We start from the raw sequence: 16593 nt of genomic DNA on the forward strand, positions 1-16593 counted from the left end.
CAGTATGGTGGTCTAGCGCACCAAATTAAAAGACTTCCCTTGTGTCATAGCGTTATTTCATCAACAATGAAATTGGATACAAAATACAGTTTCATTGTTTGGAAAACGGAGTGCTCTATGACGTTCAAACCTCACGGTAAACATCTCATTGCTGGACAGTGGGTCGATACACAGGACTATTTTCTGTCCTCCCCCGCCAGTGGCAGTGCGCATTCTTACTCCAAAGGCCGAATCGAAGACGTCAAGGTTGCGGTGCAAGCCGCTGAAGAGGCGTTTAATGCTTACAACGAAAAGAACCGACTGGATCGCGCAAAATTTTTAAACACCATTGCTGATGAAATCGATGCCAGAGCCGATGCGATTACCGCTATTGGTACCAGCGAAACGGGATTGCCGGAAGCGCGTTTGCAGGGTGAACGAGGCCGTACTTGTGGTCAATTACGTATGTTTGCCGAACATATTCTTGATGGCATGTATTTAGATCGCCGTTTTGATTCACCTTTACCCAATCGCCAACCGCTACCCCGCGCCGATCTTAAAATGATGCAAGTGCCGATTGGCCCTGTGGCGGTGTTTGGCGCGTCCAACTTTCCGTTGGCATTTTCAACTGCAGGCGGTGATACGGCATCGGCGCTGGCCGCGGGTTGTCCGGTTGTCGTCAAAGGTCACCCTGCTCACCCCGGTACTGGGGAAATAGTGGCCGAAGCGATTCATGCCGCGATTGAGAAGTGTGACATGCCAGCCGGTGTTTTTAGCTTCATCCAAGACAGCGGTGAAAGTTTTGCCATGGGCGAAGCGCTGGTGACACACCCATTGATCAAAGCAGTGGGGTTCACCGGCTCCTTACGCGGTGGTCGTGCGCTCTACGATCTTTGTGCGCAACGTCCTGAGCCAATACCATTTTTTGGCGAGCTAGGATCAATTAACCCCATGTTTCTCTACCCTAATGCATTAGCGAAGCGAGGTGGCGAGTTGGCACAAGGCTGGGCCAACTCCCTTTGCATGGGCGCAGGTCAATTCTGTACCAACCCCGGCGTAGCGGTAGTTGTAGCTGGCAGTGAAGCCGAAGAGTTTGTTACCAAAACCAGTGCTGCGTTGTCATATGTACCCACTCAGACCATGTTAACCGACGACATTGCTGAAGCATATCGTGCAGGCCAGCAGCGCATTGCCACTAATAACAATACCCAAGAAATCTTAGCGACCGACTGCGAGGGCCGTTCTGCTACGCCATATTTGTATATAACCACGGCTCAGCAATGGTTAGCAGATGACAGCTTATCGCATGAAGTATTTGGCCCATTAGGCATTGTGGTTGTCGCCGACTCCTTGTCCGAGTTTGAGCAGATTGCCCAGCAACTGGAAGGTCAGCTGACGGTCACACTGCACGTGGATGATGCGGACCATGAAGAAGCAAAGCGACTTATGCCAACCTTGGTGCGCAAGGCTGGCCGTGTGCTGGCCAATAGCTTCCCTACAGGGGTTGAAGTATGTGACAGCATGGTACATGGCGGTCCTTACCCTGCGTCGACTAACTTTGGCGCGACGTCTGTTGGTACTCTAGCGATTAGACGCTTCTTGCGCCCCGTATGCTATCAAGACATCCCTAGTGCCTTGCTGCCAGAGGACCTAATGTTCGCACCGCTGATGGACGATGACTTTATGTAGCGTTTACCAAAAAAAAACGGCACGCTAGCGTGCCGTTTTGAGCCTTAGATCCGCTTTTGTTGAAAGCGACTAGGTTTGTTTCAACGCCAACAAATCGTCGTACAGTGTTTTAGGGATCTCAACCGCTTGGCGCGCAAGGTTATACGCTTGAGCTGCTTGTCGACGTTGAGAAGGCAAGCGCGCACCCTGATCAATGACGTCGGCAAATAAACGTTCAGCGCGATCATTGTTTTCCAGTGCGCGTCCACCGCTTAGTAGATTTGGGTCGAACGCTAAAATGATTTCGCCATGATACGGCGCTTCAGGTTTGCCTTCGGCAAAGTCCATGCTTTCTTTGCTGGTCAAATCATCGATCAAAGGCCCAGCCATCAATTCAATCATCAAAGACAGTGCCGAGCCCTTATGTCCACCAAAAGTCAGCATGGCACCGTCCATTGCGGCTTCAGCATTGGTGGTGGGCTGCCCCTCTTTATCGATCGCCACACCTTCAGGTAACGCTTTGCCAGCACGACGGTACAATTCAATTTCCCCCCTTGCGAACTGGCTGGTGGCAAAATCAAAGGTAAACGGTGATTTGCCTTGACGTGGCCAGCTGAAAGCAAACGGATTAGTGCCTAACAAACCACGACGGCCCCCCGCCGGTGCTACCCAGGCATGACTCGGCAGCATGGCCATCCCTGCTAAACCGGCTTCGGACAGCTTTTCTACTTCTGGCCATAAAGCGGAGAAATGAAAACAACGGTTGATGGCTAAGGCTGCGATGCCGTTTATTTTGGCTTTTTCGATCAGCAATGGCATGGCTGCTTGCATCGCTAGTAACGAGACACCGTCATTGGCATTGGCGCGAACTACCGCGGGTGCTGCATCTATGATGGTTGGTGCGGCAGTGCCGTCAACGCGTCCAGAGCGGATACTTTCGACGCACATAAATAAGCGGTACAAACCGTGAGAGTGGCAATCGCCGATTTGATTGGTGTAGATAATGTCCGTGATAGCACTGGCATGGGCTTGGTTAAAACCATTACTCAATAGAATCGATTCACTTAATGTACGGATATCATCCAATGATAAAGTGATTTGCTCGCTCATAGTCATTCCTATTATTGGGGCTTACTTGCGCCTTTGCGCAACGGATCCTTAAGGTTATCCATTATTTTCGACTCGCGCGTCATAAAGGCTTGTCCAGTGATACGCGGTATAATTGCACCGCTAGAATGATCGGGTGAGGTAAATTGATAGCTTAAAGTGTAGCCGCTGCCAATGATGCTTTCTTGATAAATCTCACTCTTAGGTGCCAGTAATTGATCAGCGGCTAAGCAGGCTAAGCGCGCCGAGCTACCAGTACCGCATGGCGAGCGGTCATAAGCATTGTCAGGGCATAGCACGAAATTTCGGCTGTGATGGGCAGGATCTAACGCTGGCCCATAAAAGATAATATGGTCAATAACGCCGCCCTCTTCGCCCTCTATCCCTTTGGCATACAGAGCGTCGCGAACCTTGATACTGGCTTCTGTTAATTGGCGAATATTGTTCGGGTGTACAGTCACGGGGCTTTGATCAACGATGAAAAACCAGTTACCACCGTAGGCCACATCGCCGATCACCGTGCCTACTTCGGCAACATCCAGAGCGATACCTTTTTGAAAACGGTAGCTGGGAATATTTTGCACCGTTACAGTATTGGCATCGCTTAAGGTCACTTCAACGATGCCCACTGGCGTTTCAAGACGATGGCTACCGACGCCTATTTTTCCCATGTGTGCGAGGGTTGCGGCAACGCCAATAGTGCCATGGCCACACATTCCAATGACCGCTGCTGCATCAAAGTAGATGACTCCAGCCACGCAGCTTGGGTCGTTTGGTTCCACTAATAACGCACCCACCATGGCTTCTTGACCATAAGGCTCAACGACCAAAGAACGATAAAAGTCTTGATAATCTGTTGCTAATTTTTGCGCTTGTTGAGCAAGTGTCCCCTTACCAAGATCTGGTCCACCTTCTATTATGACGCGCGTAGGCTCACCTTCCGTATGACTGTCGATTACCAGCATTCCTTGATTACCCCACCTTGTTTGAACCAATTCTTGAACCACGCTTTAAACAGTGCATATTGCTGTTCGCAGTAATGTTTTTGCGCGCTGTTCAGCTCATCTGTTGCGTTAAAGTGTAGGCGATAGGCTTGTTCTCCGTTAAGTTCCAGTAAGTATTTAAAGAATAAGACCAGTTCTGGACCTTCGTCGAAACTGGCGAGCACCCCCATGGCTTCTTCTAACTCTTTTGCACGTAGGCGGGCCTCCGCATGGCCTTGAGCGGCTTTACGAGACAAATGAGCCAACAGTAGGACCTCTTTCGGCAGTGCTGTGCCAATACCAGTGATCGCACCCACGGCCCCGCAGTTCACAAAACCGTGGTAAACCGCAGTATCCACGCCCACCATTAACAAAACATCGTTATCTTGCGAGGTGATGTTTTCTGCCGCATAGCGTAAGTCTGCGTCGCCACCAAATTCTTTGAAACCTACTAAATTAGGGTGCTCTGCACGTAAACTGAAGAACAAATCGGCTTTGGTCGCGAAACCATAGACAGGGCTGTTGTAAATAATGGCCGGAATGCTTGGAGCTGCGTTTAAAATCGCTTTGAAATGATGTCTTTGCGCCGCAATCACGCTACCTCGGGACAGTACTCGTGGAATCACCATCAGTCCCGCTGCACCGACTTTCTCAGCATGGGCAGCGTGTGCGACGGCGGATTGCGTATTAATCGCACCGGTTCCAACAATCACTGGAATGCCCGCTTGAACCAAGCGCTCCACTCCTTCCATGCGCTGAGCATCGCTTAACAATGGCCAGTCGCCCATCGAGCCACAATACACCACGGCCGACATACCTGCCGCGATCATCTCATGACCTTTCTCGACTAATGCATCAAAATCTGGAGTTCGATCGGATTGGCAAGGCGTCATCAACGCCGGTATGACACCGTGAAAGACTTGTGTATTCATAGCGAGCTCCTTGGATAATTGTATTTTGTATCCAAAATACAATTATCTTTTAAAGTACGTCAATATAAATGACAGTCTTATTGCAGCGAAAATAGTACAAAAGTAACTAATTGATAGCGAAACGGAGATTACATTTCTTTTTAAACAGTCTCTCCATATTTGCCTATAGCGTCTGATGTAGTGATAGGTTAAAAATAAACCTATCAATTGATTAGTTTTAAACATGGATACGCACGATGGATATGAAGTCAAAGTTGGAAGCGCCAAACAAAGCGGTTAATACGACCAAGATAGCGATTCTTGATGCAGCACTTGAGGCGATGCTAAAGCAAGGTTACAAAGCCATGAGCTTTCGTGATCTAGCGGCTGTAGTAGGTATAAAAAGTGCCAGCGTACATTATCATTTCCCAACGAAGGGTGACCTATGCACAGCGGTTATGCGTCGCTATAGGGATGATTACGCCGAGCGTTTGGTATTACCGAAGAAAAAACGTCAAGCCGCGCAAAAAGCACTGAATAAGTTTATCGACGATTTCAAGCTGCGAGTGATTGACGAAGAGTACGTCAGCCTTTGTACGGTCTTAGCGGTGGAAAAAACTCTACTCGACGAGGCAACGCTGGAAGCCATGTCTGAATTTTATGAAATGAAATACGATTGGCTTGCTACGGTTATTTCCTATATGAAAAAAGAATGGATGCCGACCGAAGAGTCCCGCCAATATGCCAGCCAGATCTTGGCCAGCATGCATGGCGCCTCGGTGCTGGTACGTGCTACCGGTCAGTCAGAGTGCTTTGAACAAGCGGTTGCCCCATGGCGTAACCTTGTTGATCGCATTTAATCTTATCTTAGCGAGAGCGTTCAGTGTGCGCTCTGAACAATGCTAGAATAGTTTCAATTGATGTCATACGGATTGGAGCTAAATTGTGAGTGCATTAACCGAGGATAAGATCAACGCTGTCAAAGCGTATTTGATGGGCCTGCAAGATCGCATTTGTCAGCGTCTGGAAGTATTTGAACCCAGTGCTCGTTTCCATGAAGATGCGTGGCAGCGTGACACCGGTGGCATGGGCCGTACTCGAGTGCTGTCAGGTGAAGTGATCGAAAAAGGCGGCGTTAACTTTTCCCACGTTCGTGGTGATAAGCTCCCGCCGTCTGCCACGGCCGATCGTCCAGAACTGGCCGGTGGTAGCTTTGAAGCTATGGGCGTGTCGCTTGTTATTCATCCGCGCAACCCTTACGCCCCTACATCGCACGCCAATGTCCGTTTATTCGTTGTTCACAAAGAAGGCTTAGACCCTGTTTGGTGGTTTGGTGGTGGTTTTGATCTGACCCCTTATTATGGTGATGATGCAGACTGTATCCAATGGCACCAACAAGCGTTCGACTCGTTAGCACCGTTTGGTGAAGACTATTACGACCGTTTTAAAGCGTGGTGTGACGAGTATTTCTTCCTAAAACATCGCCAAGAGCACCGCGGCATTGGTGGTCTTTTCTTTGATGATTTCAATGAGTTACCGTTCGATGAAAGCTTTGCTCTCATGCAAGCCGTCGGCGATGGCTACATTGAAGCGTACGAACCGATCTTAGCGAAACATCAAAATACGCCATTTGGCGAACATGAACGCGATTTTCAATTACATCGTCGTGGTCGCTATGTAGAATTTAACTTAGTATTTGACCGTGGCACGCACTTTGGTTTGCAAAGTGGCGCGGGGCGCACAGAATCAATACTGATGTCTTTGCCACCAGAAGTGAAATGGACTTACGGCTATGAGCCAGAAGCAGGCAGCCCAGAAGCTGCATTAACGGATTACTACTTAACGGGTCGCGATTGGCTAGGTCGCGCCTAATTTTCATAAGCATAACTAGATCAATGATTGGGGTGTACAGTGGAACAGCTCGCAGTAATTGGTAATCCAATAGAACACAGCAAGTCTCCAGATATTCATCATGCTTTTGCCGCACAAACAGAATTGTCCGTGAATTACACTAAAATTCTGGGCGACATAGAAGGCTTCGAGCAGCAAGTGCGTGACTTCTTTGCTGACGGCGGCCTAGGCTTAAATGTCACCGTACCGTTTAAACAGCGTGCTTTTGATATGTGTGACAAGCTGAGTAAGCGCGCCGAACAAGCCGGTGCAGTGAACACCTTGATGATGGGCAAAAACGGTGAGTTATACGGTGACAACACCGATGGCGCTGGCATGGTACGAGACATTGTCAAAGTACTTGAGCAACCGCTCAAAGATAAACGTATCTTGGTGTTGGGCGCAGGCGGTGCGGTACGCGGAGTATTGGGTCCAATGATGGCGCAAAATCCCGACATCATTACCATTGCGAACCGTACGGTTACCAAGGCGGAAGAGTTGGCATTGCAGTTTAATTGCGATTACTCAAGCTATGAGGATCTTGAAGGGCCGTTTGATGTCATTATCAATGGCTCATCGGCCAGCTTAGGGGGCGAACTACCGCCACTAAAAGACAGCCTCGTGAGCGATAAAACCTGGGTGTACGATATGGTGTACGGTGCTGAACCGACTGTCTTTATGCAATGGGCCTTTGCCCGTGGTGCGCAAGGTGCGGACGGGCTCGGTATGTTAGTCGGGCAAGCCGCAGAAGCGTTCTTTTTATGGCTTCATAAACGCCCAGAACAAGCCCCCGTGATTGAGAAGCTTCGCGCTGAGATGTAGATCAGTCTAATCGGTGATTCCTAAGATCATAAGATCTCCTCGCACGGACTAAAAGGGCACAGGGATGTGCTGTTGAGCTGGCTCGAAGACGATAACGAATACTCTGTAATGAAGAGAGGTCCTATGAAAGCACAATGGTTTGCATCGGTAGCGGATTTTGGCTTTGAGCGTTGGCAAGCAGCCATTGGTGACACCTCTTATCCATTTGCCCAGTACGCCTTTTATCAAGCATTAGAAGCGCACAACTGCTTGGGCGATGGTACCGGTTGGTATCCAGAATACCTGCTGGTGATGGAAGACGATGAAAGCCCAGTTGCGATCGCACCAACGTTTTTGAAAACGCACTCGCAAGGCGAATTTGTGTTTGATTGGTCATGGGCCGAAGCCTATGAGCGCTACGGTTACCCCTATTATCCCAAGCGCATTTGGGCGGTACCCTATTCGCCTGTGACAGGTCCTCGCCTGTTTACGCATCTAGATCCGAATGGCCGCTCTGAAGAATACGTGTCTATGTATGCAGCGCTGGCGCCGTTATTGACGCAAGCCAACCAAGATCGTCAGTTCTCCAGCTGGCACTTACTGTTTTGTCGCGAGCATCTTGCCAAACACTTAGGGCAATCTGATGAATACTTACATCGTGTCTCCTGTCAGTTCCATTGGTTTAACAAGGGCTACCAGTCCATGGAGGACTACTTTAGCCATTTCTCCAGCCGCAAACGTAAAAGCGCCCGAAAAGAGCGTGATAAGATTGCTCAACAAGGTCTGCATTTAACCCGTAAATTGGGTTCGGAATTAACCTCAGAAGAGATACAGTTCTTTTATACTTGCTATCAGAGTACCTATGCCAAACGCGGTCAGACAGGTTATTTAACCGAAGCCTTCTTCCAGCAATTGGTCGATACCATGGCGGATCAAATCTTATTGGTATTGGCTTATAAAGGTGATGAAGCTGTCGGCGCGTCGTGGTGTTTCTTCGACGATCACTCACTTTATGGCCGTTATTGGGGCTGTATCGAGGAATTTGACTGCTTGCACTTCGAAGCCTGTTACTACCAAGGCATCGAGTTCTGCATCGAAAAAGGGTTACAGCATTTTGATCCTGGTACCCAAGGGGAACACAAAATCGCCCGCGGCTTTGAACCAGTGTTTAGCCACAGCGTTCACTACATCGACAACCCAGGCTTTCGTGATGCGATTGGCAACTTCTGCAAAGAAGAAGCCGAAGCCGTGCGTGGCTACCATCAAGATACCCACGCGTTATTGCCATTTAAGCAGGGTTAAAACCCCCTCCCGGCCTCCCCCTTAATAAGGGGGAGGAGCAAAGACCATCAGACCTGAGATATCTTGCGTTCCTTCCCCTTGTTTCTTTAAGGGGAAGGTTAGGATGGGGTAAGCCTTTAAAAGCTTTGATGCGGTCCAAATACTTCGTAATGGATGCGATCATCGCTTACACCAAGGCTTAGCAGCTGTTCTTTGGCGAACATCATAAAGCCCACAGGACCACATAAGTAGAAGTCACCCTCTGCTAGCGGCAGTACTTCAGCGACTTGCGCCAGTTGCATTTGGCCGGCTAATACATGGTCAGCATTCTCTGGCGCATCGGTTTCATACCAAGTGTAGTAAGTCAGTGCTAACGTGTCTGCTAAGCTGGCAACATGTTCGGCGAATGAGTGTTGTTGTGGGTTACGGCATGCGTGTAGGTAGAAAATAGGGTTTTTACTGCCTTGTGCCGCCAGCGTATCCAGCATTGAATTCATTGGGGTTAAGCCCACCCCCGCTGAGATCAGAACGACTGGACGTTCACGCTCTTGGTAATGGAAGTCACCGGCTGGAGGCATTAATGCAACTTCATCGCCTTCTTGAACACTTTCATGTAGATAGTTCGATACCACACCATTTTTCACATCGCTCAGCTCGCGTTTCACGCTAATGCGGTAGCTTTTGCCATTCGGGGCCGTAGAAAGGCTGTACTGACGGATTTCATCGAATTCGTGATTGCTTGGGTGTAACTTAATGCCCAAGTATTGGCCAGGTACGTAATCGACCACCGCACCGCCATCCGTTGGCTCGAGCACAAAACTTGTCACCAACTCAGATTCAGGGTGCTTTTTGGCAACGCGGAAAGTACGGAATTCGTCCCAACCACCCTGCTTTGCTGCATTGGCTTTGTATAAATCACCTTCAATCTGTATAAACAGATCCGCCAGCTGTTGGTAAGCTGCGCCCCAAGCTTCTTCGATCTCAGGTGTGAACGCGTCACCCAGTAGCTCACGCAGCGTTTCGATAAGGTGATGACCCACGATTGGGTATTGATTAGGCTGAATGTTAAAACTGGTATGTTTATGAGCGATACGCATCACGGCGCCCGTCAATACTTCTAAGTTATCGATGTGTGTCGCGTAAGCGGCAATGGCATTAAACAAAGCCGCTGGCTGGCGGCCAGTGGCTTGATGCGACATATTGAACACGTCTTTAAGCTCAGGGTTGTGTGTGAACATACGCTTGTAAAAATGTTCGGTGATAGCCGTACCAGCAGACGCTAAGACTGGGATAGTGGCTTTGACGGTGTCGATGTGAGTTTGCGATAACATAAATAGGCTCCTAAGAACGCTTAAGGTAATAAGCTCGATTGACTGAGCAATTTTCATAACAATTACCTAGATCTATTGCGAAAACAGTGCCAGTTTTAATTTTCCTTAAAAATCATAAGGTTAATAAATCCGATAAACCTGATTTATGTCATTTTGACTCTTTTAAGGATGTGTCATTATGATTTAAATAGGTCAATATGACATAAATAAGATTGAACCAGTGAGAACTCTATGATTGCCAGCGACAATCTGCTCCGTTTTGCCTTAGATCTTGCCAGCTCTGTCACGCTTGAAGATCGCTTTGAGCGTTTAATTCGTGCGGTGCGTGCCACCATTGAAAGCGATGCCGTGGTGTTGCTTGTGCATCAAGGCGAACACCTTCAGCCGCTGGCGCAACAAGGTTTAGTGGATGATGTGATGGGTCGTCGTTTTGTAATTGCTGAGCACCCGCGCTTCGCGGCCATCTGTGACTCGTATCAGCCGGTACGCTTTCCGACCGGCAGTACACTGCCTGACCCTTATGATGGCATGGTCGCCGGACACGATGACGGTCTGCCTGTACATGCTTGTATGGGGATTCCTCTGTATGTTCAAGGGAAGCTACTGGGTGTCGTGACGCTCGACAGCATGACCCCTGGAGTCTTTGATGACATTGATTCACGGGCACTGGACATTGTCGCGACAATGGCGGCGATGAGCCTTAATACGGCCATGCTGTTGGATCGCCTTGAGCAAAAATCGAAGCATGCGCAAAACCTACTTGTCGAGTTAAACGAGGAGGCGTTGCTCAAAGAAGGCAGTGATATGGTTGGCAACAGTCAGAGTATGCAAACCCTTCGACAAAATCTTGAACTGGTCGCGCCCGCCGATCTGGCGGTATTGATTGAAGGTGAAACCGGTGTCGGCAAGGAGTTGGTGGCGCGAACCATGCATCGACTCTCGAAACGCGCCCAAGCGCCAATGGTGTACGTCAATTGTGCGGCCATTCCGGAAAACTTGATTGAAAGTGAGCTGTTTGGCCATGTGAAGGGGGCGTTTACTGGCGCGGATCGGGATCGAACGGGCAAGTTTACGCTGGCTAATGGCGGTACCCTATTTTTGGATGAGATTGGTGAGCTGCCACTCGAAGCTCAGGGCAGCTTGCTGCGAGCCATTCAAAACCAAGAAATTCAGGCGGTGGGTAAGGACACGGTCGAGTACGTCGATGTTCGCATTGTTGCGGCGACCAATCGTAACTTAAAACAAGAAGTGGCCGAAAAGCGTTTTCGAGCTGATTTGTACCACCGTTTAAGTGTGTTCCCGATTAAGGTGCCGCCATTGCGGGAGCGTCAGGGCGATGTACTCTTGTTGGCAGGTTTTTTTGCCGAACAACTGCGTCGTAAGTTTGGCTTACAGCAAATTACCCTCTCTGCAAAAGCACGCCAACAATTGCAGCAGTATCCATGGCCAGGTAATGTCAGAGAGCTAGAACACGTACTCTCGCGTGCGGCATTGTTAGCCAAACAACATACAAATCAAGGGATTACCTGTATTGACGTGACACACTTGAGTGACTTAGATACGTTTATAGCGGAGCCTGAATTATGGGAGACGCCCGCGACAGGCGAGGATGAAAAGGATGCAGTTGAAACACTCGATTTGAAACAGGTTACAGAAGCTTATCAGCGTCGTTTGATTCAAAGGGCATTGGATCAATCACAGTTAAACTGGTCGCAAGCCGCACGCTTGTTGTCCATGGATAGAGCGAACTTAGTGCGTCTAGCAAAACGACTGGGGATCGAAGTCACTAAGCAGCGCAGTTAATACGCTGCTCATCAGAGGGATTAAGATTGTGCGGCGTGTTGTGCTTGGCTGACTTGTTGAATACGTCCAGCGGGAACGCTAAATGCTGATACTAAGTATTCACGTAGGTCTTCAGGGTAGCCTAAATCACTGATCGCATCCGACATGCAGTTTAGCCAAACCAAGCGTTCGTGATCGCTGATCTTCAGGTGGGCATGAGCACGCGGCAGCGCAATCTGGCCGTATTTCTTTGCATACAGACGTTCACCACCCAACCAACCATGCAAAAACAAGATGAGCTTATCAATCGAAGTCTCAATGGGTTGCGGGTGCATGTCGTACAGCGGACGGTAAGTTGGCACTTCAGCCATGATGCGGTAAAAGTTATGAACCAGTTTGGTCAACCCTTCTAAGCCACCCACTGCTTGTAAGGTAGCGTCGCCTTCACCGTATACGCTCGTTGTAGTCGCTTCAGTCATTTTTTTGTTCCGCAGCGGCGGCTTTGTCTGCTTTAGCTTTGTCCATTTTGATGGAGTTGCGGTAACCGCCTAACGCCGCTAAAGCGCCAATGACTAAACTCATGTACATTGGAATATCAAACAACATGGTGATGCTGACAAAGACACAGCCAACGGCGAGGCCTTCAAGAATAGGTTTTAGTGCTTTTTTCATAAAATTCCCCAAAATTTTCGACGCTGAGTTTAGCAAAATACCGACTATTTTAAAGCAAATTGTGGAAAAAACACCCACTTATCCAGAAGTCAATATATCTGCCTAGAGATACAATATGAACCGTTTGTTTTGTGGGTAAACAAATTATAAGAGTGGATTGTGGATATAAATGGTGTTTATCAGCCTGGCTTGCAGTTGAAAACTTTCTAGTATTCCCTGTTTTGTGTATAAAGTGCTGTTATGTCCACAAGTGAATATTTTTCTTTGGCAGTGCATAAAATAACCACTTATCCACAATGGATGGATATCCACAGATAACCAATTATTGAGGCTTGTATTGTTTTATCAACACCTTATAAAACGTTTTCAAAAAGACGGTGAATTGAACCTGAAAATTTGGCGCATGGCCTGGCCGCCGATGGTCGCCAATATCACCACGCCTCTATTGGGATTGGTGGATACGGCGGTCGTGGGTCATTTAGGTACGGCCGTGCATCTTGGTGCTGTTGCCATTGGCGCGAGCATTTTTAGTTTTCTATTCTGGGCGTTTGGCTTTTTACGTATGGGCTCCACCGGACTGACCGCGCAAGCGCTCGGCCGAGAGGATGGCCGCCAAGTTCGAGCGTTGTTATTGCAGTCCATTACCATGGGCGTGGGACTCGGCTTGCTGCTGATTCTGTTTCAAACCCCGATCATTGAGCTTGCCATTTACTTTATGGCACCCAGTGCTGAATTAGAGCCTTGGGCGAGAGCCTATTGTGAAGCCCGAATTTACAGTGCGCCTGCCGTGTTGGCGGGTTATGCGCTGATGGGATGGTTCTTTGGTGTGCAATATTCTAAAGGCCCTCTTTGGATGCTGCTGGTGATCAACATTGCCAATATGATATTGGATTACGTGGCGGTGTATCAGTGGGACATGGCCAGTGTTGGCGTCGCTTGGGCGACCGTAGCGTCTCATTACTTGGGCGTTATGATGGCGTTATTCTTCGCAGCGAAACAATTACGACGTTTTGACGGTCATGTGCCGTTAATCGACTTATCGAAATGGCACACTTATATCGAATTGATACAAGTGAACCGTTATCTGTTTGTGCGCACGATTTTACTGCTTACCGTGATGACTTTCTTTACCGCGCAAGGGGCGCGTTTGGGGGACTCGGTCCTAGCGGCCAACGCGGTATTGCTGACCTTTCTGATGATTATCTCTAATGCTTTAGATGGCTTTGCTTTTTCTGTGGAAGCCCTGTGCGGCGAGTCTCTCGGTCGCAAGCAAAAAGCGTTGTTTCAAAAGGTGATACGGCTATCAACCTATTGGGCACTGCTCGCCGCAGTACTCTTGATGCTGATTTTTAGCGCTTTTGGCGGCCTGATCATTGATTTACTGACCAATGTTGAATCGGTTCGTGCTGACGCCAAACTGTACCTACCTTGGCTAATCGCTTTCCCACTGTTGGGTATTTGGTCGTATATGCTCGATGGCATTTTCATCGGCACGACCAGTGTGAAACAGATGCAAAACACCATGATCGCCAGTGTTCTAGGCATCTTCTTTCCATTGTGGTTTGTCACCCAAGGGTTCGGCAATCATGGCTTATGGTTCAGTATGGCGGTGTTCTTTGTCGCCCGCGCGATCACACTTTGGTGGTGTTATCGTCGGAATATGAAAAATGGTGTTTGGTTTAATTAACGCAATATCGTGAATAATTCTTACAAAATTACAGACTTTATATTGCCATAACAAAGAGGCTTTTGTATCTTGCTAGCAATTCATAATGATTTGAATTGTTAAATCTTAACTATATATTTAGGGAAAATTTCATGAAATTAGTTTCTGCAGCGATTTTAGCAACAGCCGCTTTGGCATCTACTCAAGCTCTTGCACAAGATAACATCAATCCTTGGAAACATTGTGGTATCGGTGCAATGATTTTTGATGACAATGGGACTGCAGCAGCTATCTCAAACATCATTTGGGATTTAGGAACAACAGCTGTTTCTTCAAAAGTCACATCTGAAGACTCTTGTGAAGGTAAGCGTATACAAACAGCTATGTTTATTCAAAAGAGCTTTAACAATGTGCTAGAAGAGACAGCTAAAGGTGAAGGTGAGTACGTTACTGCAATGTTAGGCATGATGGATTGTCGTGAAGAAGACTTTACCGCTATTTTATCAAATGTTCGTATCGACGTGGCGGATCAGGTGGCTCAGCCAAGTTATCAAGGACTGTCTGTTAGTGCTAAATCAGAAGCTTACTACACTGCATTGACTGCAAATGCAGCAACTTGTGGCGCCTAAGGTAATTATTTGAATTTTCTTTAAGGCCATACTTTGTATGGCCTTTTTTATTTGTGGCGCAGATGGAATGAGCCATTGATATGTATAAAATCATACTGTGTATATTGGTTGGCCTATTGAGTACTCAAGTCTACTCAACCGCATCAACTTCTCTTGAGACCATTGCAAGCACTCAGCAGTGGCGTGTCTTAGGGCATTATCAGCCGTATTTTGGCGCTTTTAAAAGCTCTATTACTTCAGCGAATTTTTTTTTGGCTAAGCAGGGTTCAAATGACCCTAAAGCCGAGCTCATTGCAACGATAGAAGCCTTTCAATCAGATCAGCTTAAAGTTTATTGTCAGTACCCTGCTAGATACCTGTTTTTACTACAATATAAATTAGTTAATCCGCGAGATGTAAAATCGGCGTGTATTGAATATCGAAACTACTTAGCAGAGCTGCCTGTAAAGAGTATCAGCTTAGTATACGCTTCCGGGTTTTTAGGTAATCCAGCTTCGATGTTTGGGCACTTGTTATTACGCTTGAACTTAGGCCAGTCTTCGCAACTATTAGATAACACTTTCAACTTTGGTGCGATTGTGCCACCAAAAGATAATAAATTCGTTTATATATTCAAAGGAATTACAGGCGGATATGTCTCCCGTTTTTCCGATGAGCCGTTTTATCATCACAGTAACATCTATAATGAAGATGAACTTCGTAACATGTGGGAGTATGAACTAGATCTTGATGAGACTCAGATATCGTTATTGCTAGCACATCGTTTTGAACTTAGAAATGTAACGTTCGACTATTACTTTTTTACGGAGAATTGCGCCTATCAACTGGCTTTTTTATTAGGCTTAGTGAATGACGAGCCTGTGTTACAGAGGAAATATCCTTGGGTACTGCCGATTGACGTGATTACAGCGCTAGCGGATTTTGAGCCCTCGATAATAACTTCCTTTAAACGTAGGCCCTCCCGACAACAGTTGTTTTATGATCGCTACCAACAATTGACAGCTATTACTCAAAATTTAATTGAAAATTACCTCTCAGAGAATCGATCTTTATCTCAAATTCTAGATTCAGTAAGTCAGAAAAGTGAGAAAAAACAGTTAATTGAAGTGTTGCTCGATTACTTTAGCTATTTAGAAATCCGCCAAGACTCGCTTACTAAGATACAATTAAAGCAGAGGCAAGAACTACTAGTTGCTCGCTTCTCTATGGGAATAGGGGCGGCTGAATGGACTACCCGTGAAGTATTACCCCCCCACAAAACTCAACGTCCAATGCTGATACAGTTATCACATGTTTGGCAACAAAATGGTTCAGAGACTCAGCTGAAGGTACGAGGCAGCTATTACGATGCCTTGTCCATTAACGAACCAGAGAACAACTTCTCAGCACTTGAAACAATGAACTTTGTATTGTCAGATAGTGAATCGAAAGGCCTGAAGAGAATAGATTTAATCAATGTTCGAAATATTAAGCCAGATAATACTCAGCTGGATGGCGATCAAAGTCATGCGTGGACTGCAAAATTTGGTTTTCAACCGGCTACAACAGCATGCTCAAATTGCTCTGTAGGATACGTTGAAGGTGGCTTCGGTAAAGCATTCGGAGGCTTCAATAGAACGGTTTATGGTTTATTAACAACACGTCTACAAACTCATCATCACAACATCGATACTGGCTATTTAGGCGCTGAAATCGGTGCCGTTATTAAACCTGTTAATTGGTGGCGTTCTAGGTTGGTGATTACGTCCGAATTAGGGTTGAATAGCTCTTTGTCGTCAGACAGTATTAAGTGGCAGCAAGCCTTCAGCTCTTCGCCTCATTGGGATGTAAGAGTAACTTTAGAAAAGTCCCAAGACACCTCATTTACTGTGGGAGCTGGGTACTATTGGTAAC

At 47.4% G+C, this 16593-nt stretch carries 15 protein-coding genes; 9 read left to right on the plus strand and 6 right to left on the minus strand.

Annotated elements, in window-relative coordinates:
• Positions 1-117 precede the first annotated feature (117 nt).
• On the plus strand, positions 118-1668 hold the full coding sequence (locus tag AYW75_RS00345; RefSeq protein WP_067093792.1) for an aldehyde dehydrogenase (NADP(+)): 1551 nt from the start codon (positions 118-120) through the stop codon (positions 1666-1668).
• Positions 1669-1737: 69 nt separating this feature from the next.
• Here AYW75_RS00345 and AYW75_RS00350 read toward each other — a convergent pair whose 3' ends face one another.
• From AYW75_RS00350 to AYW75_RS00360, 3 genes are read right to left on the minus strand one after another with little or no spacing between them, the layout of a single operon-like run.
• Complete coding sequence (locus AYW75_RS00350) at positions 1738-2757, minus strand: Ldh family oxidoreductase (protein ID WP_067093795.1); 1020 nt, start codon at positions 2755-2757, stop codon at positions 1738-1740.
• 11 nt (positions 2758-2768) lie between these two features.
• The gene (locus AYW75_RS00355) at positions 2769-3719 is read right to left on the minus strand and encodes a 4-hydroxyproline epimerase (protein WP_067093798.1); all 951 of its coding nucleotides are present in this window, start codon (positions 3717-3719) and stop codon (positions 2769-2771) included.
• Entirely contained in the window at positions 3710-4669 is a 960-nt protein-coding gene (locus AYW75_RS00360; RefSeq protein WP_067093802.1) for a dihydrodipicolinate synthase family protein, read from the minus strand. Before AYW75_RS00360 ends, AYW75_RS00355 begins: the two co-directional genes overlap by 10 nt.
• Before the next feature lie 236 nt (positions 4670-4905).
• On the opposite strand from AYW75_RS00360, the gene AYW75_RS00365 reads away from it, so the two are divergent.
• The 4 genes from AYW75_RS00365 (at position 4906) to AYW75_RS00380 (ending at position 8641) form a co-directional block, all read left to right on the plus strand.
• On the plus strand, positions 4906-5508 hold the full coding sequence (locus AYW75_RS00365) for a TetR/AcrR family transcriptional regulator (protein WP_082856322.1): 603 nt from the start codon (positions 4906-4908) through the stop codon (positions 5506-5508).
• An 85-nt stretch (positions 5509-5593) separates the two neighbouring features.
• A complete protein-coding gene (gene hemF / locus AYW75_RS00370; protein ID WP_082856323.1) occupies positions 5594-6520 on the plus strand; it encodes an oxygen-dependent coproporphyrinogen oxidase in 927 nt (308 codons plus the stop codon).
• A gap of 39 nt (positions 6521-6559) precedes the next feature.
• Positions 6560-7360: a shikimate dehydrogenase gene (aroE, locus tag AYW75_RS00375; RefSeq protein ID WP_067093805.1), complete on the plus strand. Its 801-nt coding sequence runs from the start codon at positions 6560-6562 to the stop codon at positions 7358-7360.
• Between the two features lie 123 nt (positions 7361-7483).
• Complete coding sequence (locus tag AYW75_RS00380) at positions 7484-8641, plus strand: GNAT family N-acetyltransferase (protein ID WP_067093807.1); 1158 nt, start codon at positions 7484-7486, stop codon at positions 8639-8641.
• A gap of 116 nt (positions 8642-8757) precedes the next feature.
• Here AYW75_RS00380 and hmpA read toward each other — a convergent pair whose 3' ends face one another.
• The gene (gene hmpA, locus AYW75_RS00385) at positions 8758-9951 is read right to left on the minus strand and encodes an NO-inducible flavohemoprotein (RefSeq protein WP_067093810.1); all 1194 of its coding nucleotides are present in this window, start codon (positions 9949-9951) and stop codon (positions 8758-8760) included.
• A 231-nt stretch (positions 9952-10182) separates the two neighbouring features.
• On the opposite strand from hmpA, the gene norR reads away from it, so the two are divergent.
• Complete coding sequence (gene norR, locus AYW75_RS00390) at positions 10183-11754, plus strand: nitric oxide reductase transcriptional regulator NorR (protein ID WP_067093813.1); 1572 nt, start codon at positions 10183-10185, stop codon at positions 11752-11754.
• A 20-nt stretch (positions 11755-11774) separates the two neighbouring features.
• Here the strand turns inward: norR and AYW75_RS00395 are convergent, their stop codons facing one another.
• Together AYW75_RS00395 and AYW75_RS00400 are read right to left on the minus strand one after the other, a co-directional pair.
• The gene (locus AYW75_RS00395) at positions 11775-12212 is read right to left on the minus strand and encodes a group II truncated hemoglobin (protein ID WP_067093816.1); all 438 of its coding nucleotides are present in this window, start codon (positions 12210-12212) and stop codon (positions 11775-11777) included.
• On the minus strand, positions 12205-12405 hold the full coding sequence (locus tag AYW75_RS00400) for a hypothetical protein (RefSeq protein ID WP_067093820.1): 201 nt from the start codon (positions 12403-12405) through the stop codon (positions 12205-12207). Before AYW75_RS00400 ends, AYW75_RS00395 begins: the two co-directional genes overlap by 8 nt.
• Before the next feature lie 382 nt (positions 12406-12787).
• Between AYW75_RS00400 and AYW75_RS00405 the strand changes: the two genes are divergently transcribed.
• The 3 genes from AYW75_RS00405 to AYW75_RS00415 all read left to right on the plus strand — a co-directional run bounded on the left by AYW75_RS00405 (position 12788) and on the right by AYW75_RS00415 (position 16592).
• Positions 12788-14092 carry an MATE family efflux transporter gene (locus AYW75_RS00405; protein WP_231886115.1) on the plus strand — a complete coding sequence of 435 codons (1305 nt, stop codon included), beginning with the start codon at positions 12788-12790 and terminating at the stop codon, positions 14090-14092.
• A gap of 131 nt (positions 14093-14223) precedes the next feature.
• The gene (locus AYW75_RS00410) at positions 14224-14700 is read left to right on the plus strand and encodes a DUF3015 family protein (RefSeq protein WP_067093823.1); all 477 of its coding nucleotides are present in this window, start codon (positions 14224-14226) and stop codon (positions 14698-14700) included.
• Positions 14701-14780: 80 nt separating this feature from the next.
• Positions 14781-16592: an Lnb N-terminal periplasmic domain-containing protein gene (locus AYW75_RS00415; RefSeq protein WP_067093826.1), complete on the plus strand. Its 1812-nt coding sequence runs from the start codon at positions 14781-14783 to the stop codon at positions 16590-16592.
• Position 16593: the final 1 nt, after the last annotated feature.

This window comes from Marinomonas atlantica, assembly GCF_001639725.1.
Classification (GTDB): Bacteria; Pseudomonadota; Gammaproteobacteria; order Pseudomonadales; family Marinomonadaceae; genus Marinomonas; species Marinomonas atlantica.

Coding starts and splice junctions, on each gene's coding strand:
- AYW75_RS00365 (WP_082856322.1), top strand. CDS start 4,906: ATGGATATGAAGTCAAAGTTGGAAGCGCCAAACAAAGCGGTTAATACG.
- AYW75_RS00345 (WP_067093792.1), top strand. CDS start 118: ATGACGTTCAAACCTCACGGTAAACATCTCATTGCTGGACAGTGGGTC.
- hmpA (WP_067093810.1), bottom strand. CDS start 9,951: ATGTTATCGCAAACTCACATCGACACCGTCAAAGCCACTATCCCAGTC.
- AYW75_RS00360 (WP_067093802.1), bottom strand. CDS start 4,669: ATGAATACACAAGTCTTTCACGGTGTCATACCGGCGTTGATGACGCCT.
- AYW75_RS00415 (WP_067093826.1), top strand. CDS start 14,781: ATGTATAAAATCATACTGTGTATATTGGTTGGCCTATTGAGTACTCAA.
- AYW75_RS00400 (WP_067093820.1), bottom strand. CDS start 12,405: ATGAAAAAAGCACTAAAACCTATTCTTGAAGGCCTCGCCGTTGGCTGT.
- AYW75_RS00350 (WP_067093795.1), bottom strand. CDS start 2,757: ATGAGCGAGCAAATCACTTTATCATTGGATGATATCCGTACATTAAGT.
- norR (WP_067093813.1), top strand. CDS start 10,183: ATGATTGCCAGCGACAATCTGCTCCGTTTTGCCTTAGATCTTGCCAGC.
- AYW75_RS00355 (WP_067093798.1), bottom strand. CDS start 3,719: ATGCTGGTAATCGACAGTCATACGGAAGGTGAGCCTACGCGCGTCATA.
- AYW75_RS00410 (WP_067093823.1), top strand. CDS start 14,224: ATGAAATTAGTTTCTGCAGCGATTTTAGCAACAGCCGCTTTGGCATCT.
- AYW75_RS00395 (WP_067093816.1), bottom strand. CDS start 12,212: ATGACTGAAGCGACTACAACGAGCGTATACGGTGAAGGCGACGCTACC.
- AYW75_RS00380 (WP_067093807.1), top strand. CDS start 7,484: ATGAAAGCACAATGGTTTGCATCGGTAGCGGATTTTGGCTTTGAGCGT.